The organism is Xanthomonas sp. SI (assembly GCF_014236855.1).
Classification (GTDB): Bacteria; Pseudomonadota; Gammaproteobacteria; order Xanthomonadales; family Xanthomonadaceae; genus Xanthomonas_A.
Genome location: NZ_CP051261.1, coordinates 185,974 through 204,514 on the forward strand (window position 1 = coordinate 185,974; position 18,541 = coordinate 204,514).

Consider the following 18,541-nt stretch of genomic DNA (forward strand, 5'->3'; position numbering starts at 1 on the left):
AAGCGCCCGCGCCGGCTTGGTTCCGCGCGTCCCCGTCCCTAGACTGTGCGGATGAAATCCTCCGCTTCCACGCCTGGCCTGTTCGCCGGCGATCTGCCCGATCCGCGCCTCCAGCAGTTCCGCATGCGCCGCCTGCAGGTGCACAACTGGGGCACGTTTTCCGGCCTGACTGAGATCCCGATCGCCGCGCGCGGCTTCCTGTTCGTCGGCCGCTCCGGCTCGGGCAAGTCCACCCTGCTCGATGCGATGTCGGCGTTGCTGACGCCGCCGAGCATCGTCGATTTCAACGCCGCCGCGCGCGAGGCCGAGCGCAGCGGCCGCGACCGCAACCTGGTGTCCTACGTGCGCGGCGCCTGGGCCGACCAGCAGGACAGCGAATCGGGCGAGATCGCCACCCAGTACCTGCGCAAGGGTGCGACCTGGACCGCGCTGGTGCTGGAATATCGCAACGGCGAGGACCGCGTGGTCAGCCTGGTGCGGCTGTTCTGGATCGCCGGCAATGGCACCGCCGCCGCCGATGTGCGCAAGCACTACATGGTGGCCGAGCGCGCGTTCGACATCGCCAGCGACCTGGACGGTTTCGACCTGGACCTGCGCAAGCTCAAGCAGCGCCTGCACGACGTGCACCATTTCGACAGCTTCGCCGGCTATGCCGAACGCTTCCGTCACCAGCTCGGCATCGGCAACGAGATGGCGCTGCGGCTGCTGCACAAGACCCAGTCGGCGAAGAACCTCGGCGACCTCAACGCCTTCCTGCGCGGCTTCATGCTCGAGGAGCCGAAGACCTTCGACGCCGCCGAGCGCCTGGTCGGCGACTTCGCCGAGCTCGACGGCGCGCATCAGGCGGTGGTGACCGCGCGCCGCCAGGTCGAGACCCTGCTGCCAGCGCGCGGGCACCACGCCGAGCTGATGGCGGTGCGCCGCCAGCGCAGCGAATTGGACGAACTCAAGCTCGGCATCGACAGCTACCGCGAGCAGCGCCGCCTGGCGTTGCTGGATGCGCGCCTGCAGGAACTGGACACCCAGGACCGCGGCCTGGCCGGCGAGGAAGGGCAACGCCGCGCCGCGCTGGAGAATCACCAGCGGCGCCTGGACGACCTGGAAGCGCAGCGCCGCGCGCAGGGCGGCGAGCGCATCGATGCGCTGGAACGCGAGCGCGGCCAGCAGGAAACCGAGCGCGACCGCCGCGCTGCCAAGCGCAGCCAGGCCGAGCAGGCCTGCCGCCAGTTGGAGCAGGTGCTGGCCGGCAGCGCGCATGGCTTCGCCGAACAGGCCGCACAGGCGCGCGCGGCGCTGGAGGACGGCACGCGCGCGGCCGCCGAACTCGACGAGGCGATCGGCCAGCGCATCGCCGGCAAGGCCGAGGATGCCAGGCGCTTCGCCGAGGTGCGCGCCGAGATCGACGCACTCAAGCGCAACCCGTCCAATATCCCGGCGCCGATGCAGGCGCTGCGCGCGCGCCTGAGCGCCGACACCGGCGTGCCCGAGGCGGCCTTGCCGTTCGTCGGCGAACTGCTGCAGGTGCGCAGCGAGGACGCCGACTGGCGCGGCGCCATCGAACGCGTGCTGCACGGTTTCGCGCAATCGCTGCTGGTGGACGAACGCCATTACGCGGACGTGGCCGACTGGGTCAACCGCACCCATCTGGGCATCCGCCTGGTCTATTACCGTGTGCGCGACAACGAACACGCCCTGCCCGGGCGCGCGCCGACCGCCGGCTCGCTGCTGCACAAGCTGGAACTGCGCGAGCACGCCTTCGCTGGCTGGCTGCGCCGCGAACTGGGCAAGCGCTTCGACTACGACTGCGTGGACAGCGCCAAGGCGTTGCGCCATGCCGAGCGCGCGATCACCCGCGAGGGCCAGGTCAAGCATCCCGGCGAGCGCTACGAGAAGGACGACCGCCACGCGGTGAACGATCGCCGGCGCTGGCTGCTGGGCTTCGACAACCGCGACAAGCTGGCCTTGTTCGAAGAAGAGGGCCTTGCGCTGGCGCAGCGCATCGCCGCCTGCGACGCCGACGTGGCCGCGCTGCGCGCGCGCCGCGAACGCGACGGCGCGCGGCGCCTGGCCCAGCACACCCTGGCCAACCTGGCCTGGGACGAGATCGACGTGGCCACGCCGCTGCAGCGCCTGGACGACATCGCCACGGCGCTGCGCCAGTTGCGCGAGGGCGACGCCAACCTGCGCGCGCTGGGCGAGGCGATCGACCATGCGCGCGCGGACATCAAGCAGGCCGAGCGCACCTTCGAGGGCGTGCGGACGGAGCGGATCGCGCTCGGCGTCGAACGGTCGCGGCTGGAAAAGCAGCGGCTGAACTGCGCTGACGCGGATGCGCGCGTGGTCACGCCGTTGCAGCGGCAGGGGCTGGACGAACGCCTCGCTGGCCTGGGCGTGCTGAGCCTGGACAATCTCGAGGCGCATTTTCGCCAGATCGGCAATGCCCTCGTCGAGCAGACCAGCGCCAGCGACAAGGAACACAACCGCCTGGAGCAACTGCTGCTCGGCTGCTTCCGCCGTTACTGCCAGCAGTGGCCCGAAGACAGCGGCGATTTCACCGTCGGGCTGGGCAGCGCCGAGGATTTCCTTGCGCGCCTGCAGCGCCTGGAACGCGACGGCCTGCCGCAGCACGAGGCGCGCTTCTTCGACCTGCTGCAGAGCCAGAGCAAGAACAACCTGCTGGCCTTGCAGCGGCATACCGCCGAGGCGCGCAAGTCGATCGCCCAGCGGCTGGACGAGGTCAACGCCAGCCTGGAGCAGGTGCCGTTCAACCGCGGCACCTTGCTGACCATCGAGTTGGGCGACCGCCGCCTGCCGGAGGTGATCGAGTTCCACCAGCGCCTGCGCGACGTGCTCGGCCACCACCAGACCGAGCAGCGCGAACTGGCCGAACAACAGTTTGCGGTGCTGCGCGAACTGGTGCGCCGGCTCGGCTCGCAGGACGGCGAGGACAAGCGCTGGCGCGAGCTGGTGCTGGACGTGCGCCTGCATGTGGAGTTCGTCGGCGTCGAGCTGGATGCCGCCACCCGCCAGCAGGTGGAGATCTACCGCAGCGGCGCCGGCAAGTCCGGCGGCCAGCGGCAGAAGCTGGCCACCACCTGCCTGGCGGCGGCGCTGCGCTACCAGCTCGGCGGCGAGGACGGCGAACTGCCGCGTTACTGCGCGGTGGTGCTGGACGAAGCCTTCGACAAGGCCGACAACGAGTTCACCGCGCTGGCGATGAACATCTTCGAGAACTTCGGTTTCCAGATGGTGGTGGCCACGCCGCTGAAATCGGTGATGACCCTGGAGCCGTTCATCGGCGGCGCCTGTTTCGTCGAGATCAGCGGCCGCCACGACTCGGGCGTACTGCTGATCGAATACGACGAGCAGGCGCGCCGGCTCAAGCTGCCCGAGCGCACGCGCGGTGCGAACGCGGTGGATGCCACCGCGGCCGCGGACGAGCAGGAAGCGCCGGAGGCGGAGCAGGCGAAGCCGGCGCCGCAGCGCCTGCGTGCGGGCGCCGTGGCGGTCGTGCGTGGCACTGCGGCTGATCCTGCGCTTGCCGATGCTGCCGCTGCCACGGCAGCCACGTCGCAGCGCACGCCGCCCAAGTCCAAGCCGACGTCCAAGACCAAACCCAAACCCAAACCCAAACCCAAATCCAAGCCGAAGGCCTGACGTGGATGGCGCGCGCTAACGCGATGCTGTTGCCCGACGCCGCGCTGGCCGCGCTGCGCGGGCAATGGCGGCTGCATCGCGGCGCCTGGTTGCTGGGCGAGGCCGCACCGCAACCGGTCGCGCTGCGCATGCCGACCCAGGCCCAGGCCAGCGCCGGATTCGAGGCGTTCGGTGCCTGGCTGCGCGCCTGGCGCACCACGCCGTTGCCGGGGCACGTGGAATGGCGCGATGTGAAATGGCCGCGGCTCGGCCCGCAATGTCTGCCGCAGGCCTGGCAGCCGAACGCCGACGAGGCCGCGCTGGCGCTTGGCGAACACGCGCGCTGGCAGCGCGCACGCCAGCGCTGCGCGGCGCTGGTCGCGCGCTGGCCGCAGGCACTGGGGTTTGCCGCGCGTCTGCGCCGGCAGTTCGACCTGCTCGCCGATGCGCCGGAAGCGGACTTCGTGCGCCTGCTCGCGGTCGTCGAGTGGCTGCACGCGCATCGCGACAGCGGCCTGTTCCTGCGCCAGTTGCCGATCGCCGGCATCGACAGCAAATGGATCGAGCCGCGCCGCGGAATCATCGCCGACTGGCTGGCCGGGCTGCGCGGCATCGCCGAACCGCGCGGCTTCGACAGCCTGTCCGGACTGCGCCACGCGCCCGACCGGGTACGCCTGCGCCTGCTCGATCCGGACCTGCGCGCGCGGCTCGGCGGGCTGGACGACATCCAGGCGCCGATCGCGCAGGTCGCCGCGCTGCAGCTGCCGGTGCGGCAGGTGCTGATCGTGGAGAACCGCGAAACCGGCCTGGCCTGCGAGGACCTGCCCGGCACGCTGCTGCTGATGGCGCGCGGTTACGCGGTGTCCTATGTCGAGCAGATGCCGTGGCTGCAGCAGTGCCCCCTGTACTACTGGGGCGATATCGATACCCATGGCCTGGCCATCCTGGACCGGCTACGTCGACATGCGCGGCATGTCGTCTCGGTGCTGATGGACGAGCCGACCCTGCATGCGACGCCGCGCGAGCTCTGGGGCCACGAGCCCGCACCGCATCCCGCCGAGGCTGGGGAGCTCGCTGCGCTGACGGATGCCGAGCGCGGCTTCTACGCACGCCTGCGCGGCGGCGAGTTCGGCCCTGCCCCGCGCCTGGAGCAGGAGCGCATCGCCTGGAACTACGCATGGCCGCGCCTGCGCGCCGCAATGGCAGGCTAGCGCGACGACCCATCTGCGATCGAGCCGATACGGCCGCGACGCGCCTCAGCGCAGCAGATCCCAGCCCATCTTGCCGATCAGCACCACCACCAGCACCAGGAACAGTTGCCGGATCAGCGGCGTGCCGCCGCGCAGCGCCAGCCGCGTGCCGGCCACCGCGCCGGCGATGTTGGCCACGGCCATCGGCACCGCCACCGCCAGCAGCACCTGCCCGCTGGGTACGAAGAAGCACAGCGCGGCCAGGTTGGTGGCCAGGTTCACCACCTTGGAGGCGGCCGAAGCGCGCAGGAAGTCCAGGCCGAAGAAGCGGATGAACAGGAAGATCAGGAAGCTGCCGGTCCCCGGCCCGAAGAAGCCGTCGTAGAAACCGATCGCCGCGCCCATCGCCAGCGCGATGGCCAGCTCGCGGCGGCCGATGTGGCGCGGCCGGTGCAAGGCGCCGAAGTCCTTCTTGATCAGCGTATAGATCAGCATCGCGATCAGCAGCGCCAGGATCAGCGGCCGCACCGCCTGTTTCGGCAGCAGGCTGACCGCGGTGGCGCCGAGGAAGGAGAACGCGAACGCGGCCGCGGTGGCGTACAGCACCGGCCGCCACGGGAAGCGCACGTTGCGCGCATAGCGCCAGGCCGATGCGCCGGTGCCGGCCATCGCGCTGAACTTGTTGGTGCCCAGCAGCACCGCCGGCGCCTGCTGCGGCAGGGTCGCGAACAGCCCCGGCAACTGGATCAGGCCGCCGCCGCCCACTGCCGCATCCACCAGCCCGGCGACGAAGGCGATGCACAGCAGCCACGGCAGCTCGGTCGGGATCAGTTCCAGCAAGGCGGCGCTCCGTGCGATGGGGGGCGCAAGCATAGCCGGGGGCCGCCGCGCACGGCAGCGCAGGCGTGCGCCGCGGCGCCGCAGCCGGCACAATCGGCGCATGTCTCCGTCCGCCCCGCGCCTTGCCGATCCCTGTCCCTGCGGCCGCCCGCGCGAGTACGCGCAGTGCTGCGGGCTCTACCACGCCGGCGCCGCCGCGCCCGACGCCGAAACGCTGATGCGTTCGCGCTACAGCGCCTACGTGCGCCGCGACGCCGACTATCTGCGCGCCAGCTGGCACCCGTCCACGCGCCCGGCGGAACTGGAGCTGGATACGCACACCATCTGGCTCGGCCTGACCGTGCAGCGGGTCGTCGCCAGCGGCGCCGACCGCGCCGAAGTCGCGTTCCTGGCGCGTTACCGCATCGGCGGCGGCAGCGCCGTGCGCATGACCGAGCACAGCCGTTTCGTGCGCGAGGACGGCCGTTGGTACTACCTGGACGCGCTGGACTGACCCATGGCTGGGCGCGGCATCAGGTTTGCGCGTGGCTGGCCGATGATGTTGCAGTGTCCGCCGTTCCTGCAGCCGTGATGTCTTTCCTGTGTACCGCGCTCTTCGCCCGGTTGCGCCGCTGGCGCAGCCATGGCCGCGCGTTGCTGTGCTGCTGCCTGTTGCTCGCCTGCCACGGTGCCGTGGCGGCGCCCGCGCCCATGCCGGCGCTGGAAGGCGCCTGGCGCCCGGTCGCCGCTGCCGACCGCGGAGTGCCGCCCTCGCGCGCCGATTCCGCCCTGCAGCGTTTCGATCCGAACCGGATGACCCAACTGCACGGCGGCGATGCCGGCGCCTGGGTGCTGCTGTGGCCGGCGCAGGGGCCGTGGCCGCCGGCGCCGTGGGTGCTGGAAGTGCCCAGTCCTGCGTTGCAGCGGGTCACCCTGTTTGCACCGGTCGCCGGCGCGGCGCCGCAGCAGCGCGGGTTGATGCGCGACGACCCGCAGGCGCTGCCCGGCAATGGCCGGCTCGGCTTCCGCATCGACGCCGCGCCGGCCGCCGGACAACCGCTGCGGCTGTGGGTGGACCAGCGCGGGGTCATGGCCGCTTCGCTGCGCTTCCATTTGCGCAGCGAGTCCGACTACCTGCGCCAGGACAGCCGCTGGCTGGTGGTCGCCAGCCTGAGCTTCGCGATCATGCTGAGCATGGCGGCGATGGCGCTGGTGTTCGCCTGGCGCCTGCGCGAGGCGACGTTCCTGTATTACGCCGTCTACGTGCTGAGCTATGGCCTGGTGATGGCGCTGGAAACCGGCTACGTGGTGCATCCGCTGGGGCTGGAGGCGATCGGCCAGGCCGCACGGTTCTGGGGGCGCCTGGGCGTCACCACGTCGATCGTCGCCGCGGTGCTGTTCCTGGAACGCTTCGCCGACCTGGCGCAGTACCTGCCGCGCGCGCGGCGCTGGCTGCGCGGCTATGCGCTGCTGGTGGCGTTGATCGGATTGCCGGCGCTGCTGCCGCTGCCGTGGCTGGACGCGCTTGGCCGGGCGCTGGTCAACCCGCTGCTGATCCTCGGCGGGCCGCTGCTGATCGGCATTGCCGTGGCGGCGGCGTGGCGCGGCTCGCGCTATGCCGGGCTGTTCCTGCTCGGCTGGACGCCGCTGCTGCTGGTCACCGCGCTCAGCAGCCTGCAGGGCTTCGGCATGGCGGCGCACTGGACGTGGAGCGAAGAGGCGGCACTGGCCGCCGGCGCGTTCGAGGCGCTGGTGCTGTCGCTGGGCCTGGCCGAGCGCAGCACCTCGCTGCGCCGCGACCGCGACCAGGCGCGCCAGCTGGCCGACCTGGATCCGCTGACCGGGCTGCTCAACCGCCGCGCCTGGCACGAGCGCCTGACCGCGCTGAAGCAGGTCGCCCGGCGCCGGCGGCGACCGTTGGCGCTGATGTTCCTGGACGTGGACCACTTCAAGCGGCTCAACGACCGCTACGGCCACCGCGCCGGCGACGATGGCCTGCGCGCGCTGGCCCAGGCGCTGCGCGAGGAACTGCGCGGCGACGACCTGATCGGCCGCTACGGCGGCGAGGAATTCGTGATCGCGCTGCCCGGCATCGACGCGGCGCAGGCCACGCCGATCGCCGAACGCATCCGCGAACGCTTCTGCGCGCAAGCCGCGCTGGCCTTTCCCGAGCTGCAGCCGACGGTGAGCATCGGCGTGGTCCAGCTGCGCCCTGGCGACGACGCCAACGGCCTGGTGCAGCGCGCCGACGAGGCGCTGTACGCGGCCAAGAGCGGTGGCCGCAACCGCGTGGTCGCGGTGCACTGAGCCAGCGCGGTCCCCCTGTAGGAGCGGCTTCAGCCGCGACAGGATCTATCGGTGAAGCCCATCGGGGCTGAAGCCGCTCCTACAAAAACGCCGGATTCCCGTGACCCCTCCACCGCACGTGAGCAGCCATTCCCCACGGTTGTTTATGATGTCCGGCCTGCTGGTGGCGAGGAATTCCGATGATGCGTTTCGCCTGGGCCCTGCTGCTGGCCGCGCCCTGCGCCGCCGCGCAGACCCTGCCCGTGCCGCCCGTGGCGCCGGACCCCGCCTTCGTCGGTTGCCTGTCCACGCTGCGCACTGCCGCCGCCAAGACCGGCGTGGCCGCCACCGCGTTCGACCGCTTCACCGCCGGCGTGCAGCCGGACATGAGCGTGCTGCCCTTGCTCGACGCGCAGCCCGAATTCACCACGCCGATCTGGGATTACCTGGCCGGGCTGGTGGACACCCAGCGCGTCGCCGACGGCCGCGCGATGCTGACCACCCACCGCGACCTGATCGCGCGGGTAGCGCAGCAGTACGGCGTGGACGCGGCCACCGTGGTCGCGGTGTGGGGCGTGGAGAGCGACTACGGCCGCGTCTCCGGCAAGCGGCCGCTGCTGGTGTCGCTGCTGACCCTGTCGTGCAACGGCCGCCGCCAGCCGTTCTTCCGCGGCGAACTGTTCGCGCTGCTGAAACTGCTGCAGGCCGGCGACCTGCAGCCCGATGGCCTGAGCGGCTCCTGGGCCGGCGCGTTCGGGCACACCCAGTTCATGCCCAGCACCTATGCCCGCGTCGCCGTGGACGGCGATGGCGACGGCCGCCGCGACCTGGTCGCCAGCATTCCCGATGCGCTGGCCTCCACCGCCAACTACCTGAAGCTGGCCGGCTGGCAGAGCGGACAGCCGTGGGGCATGGAGGTCAAATTGCCGGCCGGGTTCGACCCGGCCCTGGCCGGGCGCACCCAGCGCCGGCCGCTGTCCGACTGGCGCATGCGCGGCGTGACCGCCATCGACGGCAGCGCGCTCGAGTTGCCCACGCTGGCGCCGCAGACGCCGGCTGCGGTGCTGATTCCGGCCGGCACGAAGGGCCCGGCGTTCCTGGTGTTCCGCAACTACGACGCGATCTACGCCTACAACGCCGCCGAAAGCTATGCGCTGGCGATCGCGCTGCTGTCCGACCAGTTGCGCGGCAAGCCCGGCCTGGCCACCGCCTGGCCCACCGACGATCCCGGCCTGGGCCGTCCGGAGCGGCGCGAACTGCAGACCTTGCTGCTGGCGCGCGGCCACGACATCGGCCAGGCCGACGGCATGATCGGCAGCGCCAGCCGCCGCGCGATCCAGGCCGAGCAGCTGCGCCTGGGCCTGCAGCCGGCCGACGGCCGCGCCGGACAACGCATCCTCGACGCGCTGCGTCGTGAGGCGCACGGCGCACCCGCCACTGCGCCTGCCGCACCGACCACGCCAACGCCAGCACCCGCGCCATCCAGGCCGTTCGGCGGCAAGCCCGCCACCGCCTTCCGCGTGCCGGCGCGCTACCCGGCCTTCGTCCAATCCCCCGCGCCACGGAGCATCACCCCCATGTCCGAGATCCCCGGCCTGAGCACAGGCGATTTCCACGGCTACCCCTCGCTGCTGGTGGAGACCCCGCACTCCACCGCCGCGATCAGCCTGTTCGGCGGCCAGCTGCTGTCGTTCGTACCCAAGGGCGGCACCGAAGTGATGTGGCTGTCGCCGAGCGCACAGCCCACGCCTACCCCGATCCGCGGCGGCACCCCGGTGTGCTGGCCGTACTTCGGCCGCCAGGACCAGAGCGTCGACGTGCCGGCGCACGGCTTCGTACGCACCGTGCCATGGCAACTGCAGGACGCGCGCCGCGAGGCCGACGGCAGCATGCTGCTGACCCTGGCGCCGCCGGACTTCGACGACCTGCCGCTGCGCCTGCGCATGCAGCTGCGCATCGGCGCGACCCTGGAGCAGCGCCTGATCACCGACAACGTCGGCCGCGAACCGGCACGCTTCACCCAGGCGCTGCACAACTACTTCCATGTCGCCGACGCCACCCAGGTGCGGGTGCAGGGCCTGGACGGACTCGACTACCTGGACAAGTTCGAAAACTACGCCACGCCGCACCGCCAGCAAGGCGACTGGAGCCTGCAGGACCCGCGCGATCCGGGCCGCAGCGACCGCATCTACACCGGCGCCGGCGGCCGCTACACGCTGCTCGACCCGGGCCTGCAGCGCCGCATCCAGATCGCCACCGCCGGCAGCCGCACCCTGGTGGCCTGGAATCCGGGCGAAGCCGGCGCACAGAAGATGGCCGACGTCGGCGCCCACTGGCGCCAGTTCGTGTGCCTGGAAGCGGCCAACGCCGGCCCCGAGGTGATCGAACTGGCCGCGGGCGCGCAGCACGTGCTGCAGCAGACCATCGCAGTCGCCCCGCTGTGACCGCGCGCGCTGCCGTGAGCGTTCGCGCCGGATAGGCGGTGGCGGCGGTGGCCTCGGGCCATCAGCCGCCACCCCATCATGGACCGGCACCAACGGGAATCGGCCGGCCCCGAGGCCGACCGGCTTCCCTGTGGGAGGGACTTCAGTCCCGACGCGCTGTACCGACAGTGCTTTGGGAACCCCTACGCCGCTGCGCTCGCACCCTTCGCAAAGATGCTCCGCGGGCGGCGCGCCTAGGCAGGGGCCTCGACGGTTTCGGCCATCGACTCCAGCCGCTTTATCGGCCATGCATCAGGCCTCCCCGACCCACCTGTGGGAGGGACTGCAGTCCCGACGCGGTGTACCGACAACGCTTCGGGACCCACCTTCGCCGCCGCGCTCTTACTCTTCGCAAAGATGCTCCTGCGGGCGGCACGTCTAGGCAGGGGCTTCGGCGGCTTCAGCCCATCGGCTCCAAGCGCTCTATCGACCAGGCATCAAGCCGCCTCGGCCCACCTGTGGGAGGGACTTCAGTCCCGACGCGGTCGACCGACAAGGCACTGGACAAGGCGTCGGGAGCGAACCCTCCCGCAGCAATTGCATTCTCGTCCATCTCCCAGTCGCCACCGCCGCCATTCGCGCAGCCACAAATCCAGCCCTACCCCGAAACCCCACGCCTGCCGCTTACACTGCCGCCTCCATCGGGAGACCATGCCGTGCATTCCTCGCCCCCTGCCGCGCGCACGCGCCGCGCTGCCCTGGTCTTCATCTTCATCACCCTGCTGATCGACGTGCTGGCCTTCGGCGTCATCATTCCGGTGCTGCCGGGGCTGGTGCGCGGCTTCACCGGCGGCGATTTCGCTGCCGCGGCGAAGTGGGTCGGCTGGTTCGGCTTCCTGTTCGCCACGCTGCAGTTCGTCAGCTCGCCGCTGCAGGGCGCGCTGTCCGACCGCTACGGCCGGCGCCCGGTGATCCTGGCCTCGTGCCTGGGACTGGGCGTGGATTTCGTGGTGATGGCGCTGGCGCAGAGCCTGCCGCTGCTGCTGCTGGCGCGGGTGGTGTCGGGCGTGTTCTCGGCCAGCTTCACCACCGCCAACGCCTACATCGCCGACATCACCACGCCGGACAAGCGCGCCCAGGCCTACGGCATGATCGGCGCCGCGTTCGGACTCGGCTTCGTGATCGGGCCGCTGCTCGGCGGCTGGCTCGGCAGCTACCACCTGCGCGCGCCGTTCTGGTTCGCCGCGGCGCTGGCGCTGCTCAATTTCCTGTACGGCCTGTGGGTGCTGCCCGAATCGCTGGCGCCGGAGCGGCGCACCCCGCGCCTGGACTGGAAGCACGCCAATCCGTTCGGCGCGCTGCGGCTGCTGCGCAGCTATCCGCAGGTGTTCGCGCTGGCCGCGGTGATCTTCCTGGCCAACCTGGCGCACTACGTGTATCCGAGCATCTTCGTGCTGTTCGCCGAGTACCAGTACCAGTGGGGACCGAAGCAGGTCAGCTGGGTGCTGGCGCTGGTCGGGGTGTGCAGCATCGTGGTCAATGCCTTGCTGGTCGCGCGCGTGGTGCGCCGGCTCGGCGAGCGCGGCGCGCTGCTGTTCGGGCTGGGCTGCGGCGTGGCCGGCTTCGCCATCTACAGCGTCGCCGGCAGCGGCGCGATGTTCCTGCTCGGGGTGCCGGTCAGCGCGCTGTGGGCGGTGGCGTCGCCGTCCGCGCAGGCCATCGTCACCCGCCACGTCGGCGCCGATGCGCAAGGCCGCGTGCAGGGCGCGCTGATGAGCCTGGTGAGCCTGGCCGGGATCGTCGGGCCGCTGCTGTACACCTGGGTGTTCGCGTTGTTCATCGGCAAGCACGCACCGGCACATCTGCCCGGCGCGCCGTGGCTGCTGGCCGCGCTGTTGCTGGCCGCCGGCTGGGTCGTGGCCTGGCGCCGTGCGCGCGTGCCCGCCAGCGCCACCGCCACCGCTTAGCACGCCGAACCGCGCTGCGGTGGACCGTTGCGCGCATGGCCGGCGTGGTGCCGCTGGAAGCGGATGAACTGCTCAGCTTTCAGCCGTCGCGGCGTGCTGCGCGGCCGCCGCAGCGCCGGGTGCGCTGCATCCACGATGCTACGCTGTGCGGCCTCTCCGCCGTCGCGGCCGGTTCGGCTGCTGTAGATCGCACGCCCCCCATGATGTCGCCCCCCGACGGTTCCGCCGTGCCCCTTACCGCCTCGCGCCTGTTGCGCGAAGCCACCGCGCAACAGCATCTGGCGGTCGAACAATTGCCGGCGATGCGCGCGCTGATGCGCGACTCCCTTTCCGTGTCCGACTATGTCCAGGTGCTGCGCCGCCATCACGCCGCGCTGGCCGGCTGGGAGCAGCGCGAGTCGGCTTGGCTGCACGCCAGCGGCGATGCCGCCTGGCGCTACCAGCCGCGCAGTCCGCTGCTGGAACAGGATCTGGCCGCGCTGCAGGCGACCCCGCCGCTGCCGGCGCCCGCGCCGCCAGCGCCCGACGCCGGCAGCCGCTGGGGCATGCTGTACGTGGTCGAAGGCTCGCGCCTGGGCGGGCGCCTGATCGCCCGGCAGCTGCGGCAGAGCCTGCCCGACGCCGCCCCGGCGCTGAGCTATTTCGAACTCGGCCATGCCGATCCGGCCTGCTGGCGGCGTTTCCAGCAACGCCTGGAGCAGGCCCTGCCGACGCCGCAATCGCGGCAGGCTGCGGTTGATGGCGCACGCGCGATGTTTGCGCACTTCCACACCCACTTCGCCCTGGAGACCGTCGCATGAGCGAGACCGCCGCGCCCTTGGACATGGACGCCTGCGCGCGCGAGCCGATCCATATTCCCGGATCGATCCAGCCGCATGGCGCGCTGCTGGTGATCGAACCCGGCGACGGCCGCATCGTGCAGGCCAGCACCAGCGCCGCCGACCTGCTCGGCGTGCCGTTGGCGGAACTGCTCGGACAGCGCTACGACGCGTTGCTGACGCTGCAGGAACCGCGCGTGTCGGCGGACGCCTCCGAGCGCACCCAGCTCGCCTACGTCGACGTCGCTTTCCCGCGCCGCGCCACCGCGCCGCGCCAGCGCTGGGTCGGCGCCTGGCATCTGTACCCGGAGCAATGGCTGCTGGAACTGGAGCCGCGCGATGCGCCGCTCGCCGACGCCACCTTGCGCGAGGCCTTGCCGTTGCTGCGCCGGCTCGAGACCGACAGCAGCATCGACGAAGCCTGCCAGCGTGCGGCCAAGAGCCTGCGCACGCTGATCGGCTACGACCGGGTGATGATCTACCGCTTCGACGACGAGTGGAACGGCGACGTCGTGGCCGAAGCGCGCACGCCCGAGCTGGAGTCCTATCTCGGCCTGCACTATCCGGCCAGCGACATCCCGGCGCAGGCGCGCACCTTGTACCTGCGCAACCGCGTGCGCCAGATCGCCAATGTCGGCTACATCCCCTCGCCGATCCAGCCGACCCTGCATCCGCGGCTGCACGCGCCGGTGGACCTGAGCGACGTCAGCCTGCGCAGCGTCTCCCCGGTGCACCTGGAATACCTGGCCAACATGGGCGTCACCGCCACCCTGGTGGCCTCGATCGTGGTCAACGATGCGCTGTGGGGGCTGATCGCCTGCCACCACTACCGCCCGTACTTCTGCAACCACGAGATGCGCGACGTCACCGACGCGGTCAGCCGCGCCCTGGCCGGGCGCATCGGCGCGCTGACCGCGGTGTCGCGCGCGCGCGTGGAAACGGTGCTGCTGACCGTGCGCGAGAAGCTGATCACCAACTTCAACGAAGCCGAGACGCTGACCGGGGACATGCTCGACGACATGGCCTCGGACCTGCTCGACGTGGTCGATGCCGACGGCGTGGCGGTGTTCCACGGCGACCACGTCACCCGCCACGGCATGGTGCCGAGCGCCGCCGAGCTTGCGCGGATCCGCGAGCAGATCGAAGCCAGCCACCACGAGGCGCTGCGCCACGACGCGGTCGGCGCGCTGCATACCGAGCAGATCGGCGCGACCTTCCCGGAGCTGGCCGACCTGGCGCCGCTGGCCGCCGGCTTCATCTTCGTACCGCTGATGCCGCAGGCGCGCAGCGCGCTGCTGTGGACGCGGCGCGAGCAGGTGCGCACGGTCAACTGGGCCGGCAACCCGCAGCTGTCCAAGCTGCAGGACATTCCCAACTCGCGTCTTTCGCCGCGCAAGAGCTTCGACCTGTGGCAGGAAACCGTGCGCGGCCGCGCGCGGCCATGGTCGCCGCTGAGCCTGGAGTCGGCGCGCAGCCTGCGGGTGCTGATCGAGCTGATGGAGCGCAAGCGCTTCCAGCAGGATTTCGCGCTGCTGGAAGCCTCGCTGTCGCGGCTGCGCGAACCGGTGGCGATCATCGAGCGCGGCAGCGACGGCCGGCCCAGCCGGCTGGCGTTCGTCAACGACGCCTTCGCCGTGCTGTACCAACGCGAGGTCGCCGAACTGATCGGCTGCGAGCTGGACCAGCTGTACGCCACCGACGCCGCGCCGATGGAAACCCAGCGCATCGCCACCCTGCTGCGTCAGGGACGCGCCGCCTACGTGACCTTGCCGCTGCGCATCGAAGCCGCCGCGCCAGTACATCGCCAATTCGATTTCGAACCCTTGCCCAGCCCGTCCGGCGTCTCCACGCACTGGCTGCTGCAGTTGCGCGATCCGCGCTGAGCGAATCCGTGGCGGCGCACGCTCAGCGCGTGCGCCGCCACAGCAGCGACGTCGCCGCACCGGCCAGCAGGCCCCAGAACGCGGCACCGATGCCGAACAGCGACAGCCCCGATGCGGTGACCAGGAAGGTGATCAGCGCCGGTTCGCGTTCGCCCTCGTCCTTCAGCGCCATCGCCAGGCTGTTGCCGATGGTGCCGAACAGCGCGATACCGGCGATCGCCATCACCAGCTCCTTCGGGAACGCGGCGAACAGCGCGGCCACGGTCGCGCCGAACAGGCCGATCAGCAGGTAGAACAGGCCGGCGAACACCGCGGCCATGTAGCGCCGCTGCGGATCTTCCTGCGCCTCGGGGCCCATGCAGATCGCCGCGGTGATCGCCGCCAGGTTCAGTCCGTAGGCCCCGAACGGCGCCAGCAGCGTATTGACCACGCCGATCCAGCCGATCGTCGGCGAGATCGGCACCGCATAGCCGGAGGCGCGGATCACCGCTACCCCAGGCAGGTTCTGCGAGGCCATCGTCACCACGAACAACGGCAAGGCGATGCCGAACAGCGCCTGCCACGACAGCGTCGGCCACACGAACACCGGCCGCGCCAGGCTCAGCTGCGCGGTCTCCAGGTGCAGCGTGCCGCTGCCGGCGGCGATCGCGATGCCCACCGCCAGCGTCGCGATCACCGCGTAGCGCGGGAACGCGCGGCGCCCCAGCAGATAGACCGCGAACATCGCCAGTGCCATGCCCAGCCGGCTCTGCATCGCCACGAACACGTCCAGGCCGAAGCGCAGCAGCACCCCGGCCAGCATCGCCGAGGCCAGTGACACCGGGATGCGCCGGATCATCCGCTCGAAGACGCCGGAGAATCCCGCCGCCGTGCCGAGCAGCGCCGCCACCACGAACGCGCCGATCGCATCGGACAGCGGCAAGCCGCCCCCGCTGCTGATCAGCATCGCCGCGCCGGGCGTGGACCAGGCCGTCACCACCGGCATCCGGTAGCGCAGCGACAGGCCGATGCAGGTGACGCCCATGCCAAGCCCCAGCGCCCACATCCACGATGCGATCTCCGCTTGCGAGGCGCCCAGCGTGCGCGCCGCCTGGAACACGATCACCGCCGAACTGGCGAAGCCGACCAGGACAGTGACGAAGCCGGCGACCAGCGCCGGCAGCGAGGCGTCGCGCCATAGGGAGCGTCCGGCAGTGGAGGGCATTGCGAGATCCTGCGGGGGTGAACCCGCATTCTCGGCCAAGCGCGCCGCCAACGGCAGCAGTGGCGTGAGGCGGCCGCCGCCGCGCGGACGCGGCGCGCGCGCGTTCTACTAATGGGATCGCTGCCGGGAAGCGCCTGCGATGGCCGCAGACACACCGAGCGCAAGAAAGCGGTTGACGTTTTTTCCTGGCCCGGTAGAATGCGCGGCCCGCTACGCAGCTGCCGATCTTCGGCTCGACAGAAGCGACGCGGGGCCGGAAACACTTAGCGAACATCGGGTGTTGACGGCGTGAAAAAAACGGCTAATATGGCCGGCTCGCTTCAACGAAAAGACCTCCGGGTCCTCATCAAGAAGCGGCGTCAACCTCCTGATAAATCAGGGTATTGACGGCAACAAAAAAGCCGCTATGATGGGCGGCTCGGTTCAGCGGAAAGCCTACGGGTTTGAAGCGAAGCCGGCGTCGAAACCTCCGAAACGAGGTGTTGACGGAAAGAAAAAGTCCGCTATAATGGGCGGCTCGCTACGACGGAAACGTCGCAAGCGAAACGGGAAAGGCGCTGAGGCCGGCCCCAAAGTTCTTTGACAGTGTGCGCAGGTAACTTGTGAGGGCGCCTGCAGGTGGAAGTATGTCCATCTTGCAGACGTTCGAATCAAGAGCAACAAATCAATTGCTAAGCAAGCGATACGTAAGCTTGGTTTGAACTCTGCATATTCAAAGTATTGACCTTCGGGTCTGTAATTTTAAGTGAAGAGTTTGATCCTGGCTCAGAGTGAACGCTGGCGGCAGGCCTAACACATGCAAGTCGAACGGCAGCACAGTGGTAGCAATACCATGGGTGGCGAGTGGCGGACGGGTGAGGAATACATCGGAATCTACCTTTTCGTGGGGGATAACGTAGGGAAACTTACGCTAATACCGCATACGACCTTAGGGTGAAAGCGGAGGACCTTCGGGCTTCGCGCGGATAGATGAGCCGATGTCGGATTAGCTAGTTGGCGGGGTAAAGGCCCACCAAGGCGACGATCCGTAGCTGGTCTGAGAGGATGATCAGCCACACTGGAACTGAGACACGGTCCAGACTCCTACGGGAGGCAGCAGTGGGGAATATTGGACAATGGGCGCAAGCCTGATCCAGCCATGCCGCGTGGGTGAAGAAGGCCTTCGGGTTGTAAAGCCCTTTTGTTGGGAAAGAAAAGCAGTCGGTTAATACCCGATTGTTCTGACGGTACCCAAAGAATAAGCACCGGCTAACTTCGTGCCAGCAGCCGCGGTAATACGAAGGGTGCAAGCGTTACTCGGAATTACTGGGCGTAAAGCGTGCGTAGGTGGTTGTTTAAGTCCGTTGTGAAAGCCCTGGGCTCAACCTGGGAATTGCAGTGGATACTGGGCAACTAGAGTGTGGTAGAGGATGGCGGAATTCCCGGTGTAGCAGTGAAATGCGTAGAGATCGGGAGGAACATCTGTGGCGAAGGCGGCCATCTGGACCAACACTGACACTGAGGCACGAAAGCGTGGGGAGCAAACAGGATTAGATACCCTGGTAGTCCACGCCCTAAACGATGCGAACTGGATGTTGGGTGCAACTTGGCACGCAGTATCGAAGCTAACGCGTTAAGTTCGCCGCCTGGGGAGTACGGTCGCAAGACTGAAACTCAAAGGAATTGACGGGGGCCCGCACAAGCGGTGGAGTATGTGGTTTAATTCGATGCAACGCGAAGAACCTTACCTGGTCTTGACATCCACGGAACTTTCCAGAGATGGATTGGTGCCTTCGGGAACCGTGAGACAGGTGCTGCATGGCTGTCGTCAGCTCGTGTCGTGAGATGTTGGGTTAAGTCCCGCAACGAGCGCAACCCTTGTCCTTAGTTGCCAGCACGTAATGGTGGGAACTCTAAGGAGACCGCCGGTGACAAACCGGAGGAAGGTGGGGATGACGTCAAGTCATCATGGCCCTTACGACCAGGGCTACACACGTACTACAATGGTTAGGACAGAGGGCTGCAAACTCGCGAGAGTAAGCCAATCCCAGAAACCTAATCTCAGTCCGGATTGGAGTCTGCAACTCGACTCCATGAAGTCGGAATCGCTAGTAATCGCAGATCAGCATTGCTGCGGTGAATACGTTCCCGGGCCTTGTACACACCGCCCGTCACACCATGGGAGTTTGTTGCACCAGAAGCAGGTAGCTTAACCTTCGGGAGGGCGCTTGCCACGGTGTGGCCGATGACTGGGGTGAAGTCGTAACAAGGTAGCCGTATCGGAAGGTGCGGCTGGATCACCTCCTTTTGAGCAAGACAACTACGCCTACAGGCGT

The 18,541-nt window shown here is 69.4% G+C and carries 9 protein-coding genes, 1 rRNA gene and 1 pseudogene; 9 read left to right on the plus strand and 2 right to left on the minus strand.

From position 1 onward, the window contains the following. Nucleotides 1-51: 51 nt before the first annotated feature. Nucleotides 52-3,676: pseudogene (locus HEP75_RS00880) on the plus strand (SbcC/MukB-like Walker B domain-containing protein). Beyond that, nucleotides 3,663-4,847: a DUF3322 and DUF2220 domain-containing protein gene (locus HEP75_RS00885; RefSeq protein ID WP_255423950.1), complete on the plus strand. Its 1,185-nt coding sequence runs from the start codon at nt 3,663-3,665 to the stop codon at nt 4,845-4,847. Before HEP75_RS00880 ends, HEP75_RS00885 begins: the two are co-directional and overlap by 14 nt. A 45-nt stretch (nt 4,848-4,892) precedes the next feature. Here the strand turns inward: HEP75_RS00885 and HEP75_RS00890 are convergent, their stop codons facing one another. Beyond that, nucleotides 4,893-5,666: a TSUP family transporter gene (locus HEP75_RS00890; protein WP_185825107.1), complete on the minus strand. Its 774-nt coding sequence runs from the start codon at nt 5,664-5,666 to the stop codon at nt 4,893-4,895. Nucleotides 5,667-5,766: 100 nt separating this feature from the next. Here HEP75_RS00890 and HEP75_RS00895 point away from each other — a divergent pair, with 100 nt between their 5' ends. From HEP75_RS00895 to bphP, 6 genes are all read left to right on the plus strand, one after another. Beyond that, nucleotides 5,767-6,159: a YchJ family metal-binding protein gene (locus tag HEP75_RS00895; protein WP_185825108.1), complete on the plus strand. Its 393-nt coding sequence runs from the start codon at nt 5,767-5,769 to the stop codon at nt 6,157-6,159. A 77-nt stretch (nt 6,160-6,236) separates the two neighbouring features. Continuing rightward, a complete protein-coding gene (locus HEP75_RS00900; RefSeq protein WP_185825109.1) occupies nt 6,237-7,952 on the plus strand; it encodes a diguanylate cyclase in 1,716 nt (571 codons plus the stop codon). 182 nt (nt 7,953-8,134) lie between these two features. After that, entirely contained in the window at nt 8,135-10,375 is a 2,241-nt protein-coding gene (locus HEP75_RS00905) for a lytic murein transglycosylase (RefSeq protein WP_185826451.1), read from the plus strand. Nucleotides 10,376-11,070: 695 nt separating this feature from the next. Further along, complete coding sequence (locus HEP75_RS00910; RefSeq protein ID WP_255423951.1) at nt 11,071-12,321, plus strand: TCR/Tet family MFS transporter; 1,251 nt, start codon at nt 11,071-11,073, stop codon at nt 12,319-12,321. A gap of 200 nt (nt 12,322-12,521) precedes the next feature. After that, on the plus strand, nt 12,522-13,121 hold the full coding sequence (locus tag HEP75_RS00915; protein ID WP_185825110.1) for a biliverdin-producing heme oxygenase: 600 nt from the start codon (nt 12,522-12,524) through the stop codon (nt 13,119-13,121). Beyond that, complete coding sequence (gene bphP, locus HEP75_RS00920) at nt 13,118-15,022, plus strand: bacteriophytochrome BphP (RefSeq protein ID WP_185825111.1); 1,905 nt, start codon at nt 13,118-13,120, stop codon at nt 15,020-15,022. Before HEP75_RS00915 ends, bphP begins: the two co-directional genes overlap by 4 nt. Before the next feature lie 22 nt (nt 15,023-15,044). Here bphP and HEP75_RS00925 read toward each other — a convergent pair whose 3' ends face one another. After that, nucleotides 15,045-16,226: a benzoate/H(+) symporter BenE family transporter gene (locus HEP75_RS00925; protein ID WP_185825112.1), complete on the minus strand. Its 1,182-nt coding sequence runs from the start codon at nt 16,224-16,226 to the stop codon at nt 15,045-15,047. Between the two features lie 742 nt (nt 16,227-16,968). On the opposite strand from HEP75_RS00925, the gene HEP75_RS00930 reads away from it, so the two are divergent. Then, nucleotides 16,969-18,513 (plus strand): 16S ribosomal RNA (locus HEP75_RS00930). Nucleotides 18,514-18,541: the final 28 nt, after the last annotated feature.

Excerpts from the sequence above, each read along its gene's own strand:
- HEP75_RS00885 (WP_255423950.1), top strand. The coding sequence starts at position 3,663 with ATGGCGCGCGCTAACGCGATGCTGTTGCCCGACGCCGCGCTGGCCGCG.
- HEP75_RS00895 (WP_185825108.1), top strand. The coding sequence starts at position 5,767 with ATGTCTCCGTCCGCCCCGCGCCTTGCCGATCCCTGTCCCTGCGGCCGC.
- HEP75_RS00900 (WP_185825109.1), top strand. The coding sequence starts at position 6,237 with ATGTCTTTCCTGTGTACCGCGCTCTTCGCCCGGTTGCGCCGCTGGCGC.
- HEP75_RS00905 (WP_185826451.1), top strand. The coding sequence starts at position 8,135 with ATGCGTTTCGCCTGGGCCCTGCTGCTGGCCGCGCCCTGCGCCGCCGCG.
- HEP75_RS00915 (WP_185825110.1), top strand. The coding sequence starts at position 12,522 with ATGATGTCGCCCCCCGACGGTTCCGCCGTGCCCCTTACCGCCTCGCGC.
- bphP (WP_185825111.1), top strand. The coding sequence starts at position 13,118 with ATGAGCGAGACCGCCGCGCCCTTGGACATGGACGCCTGCGCGCGCGAG.
- HEP75_RS00925 (WP_185825112.1), bottom strand. The coding sequence starts at position 16,226 with ATGCCCTCCACTGCCGGACGCTCCCTATGGCGCGACGCCTCGCTGCCG.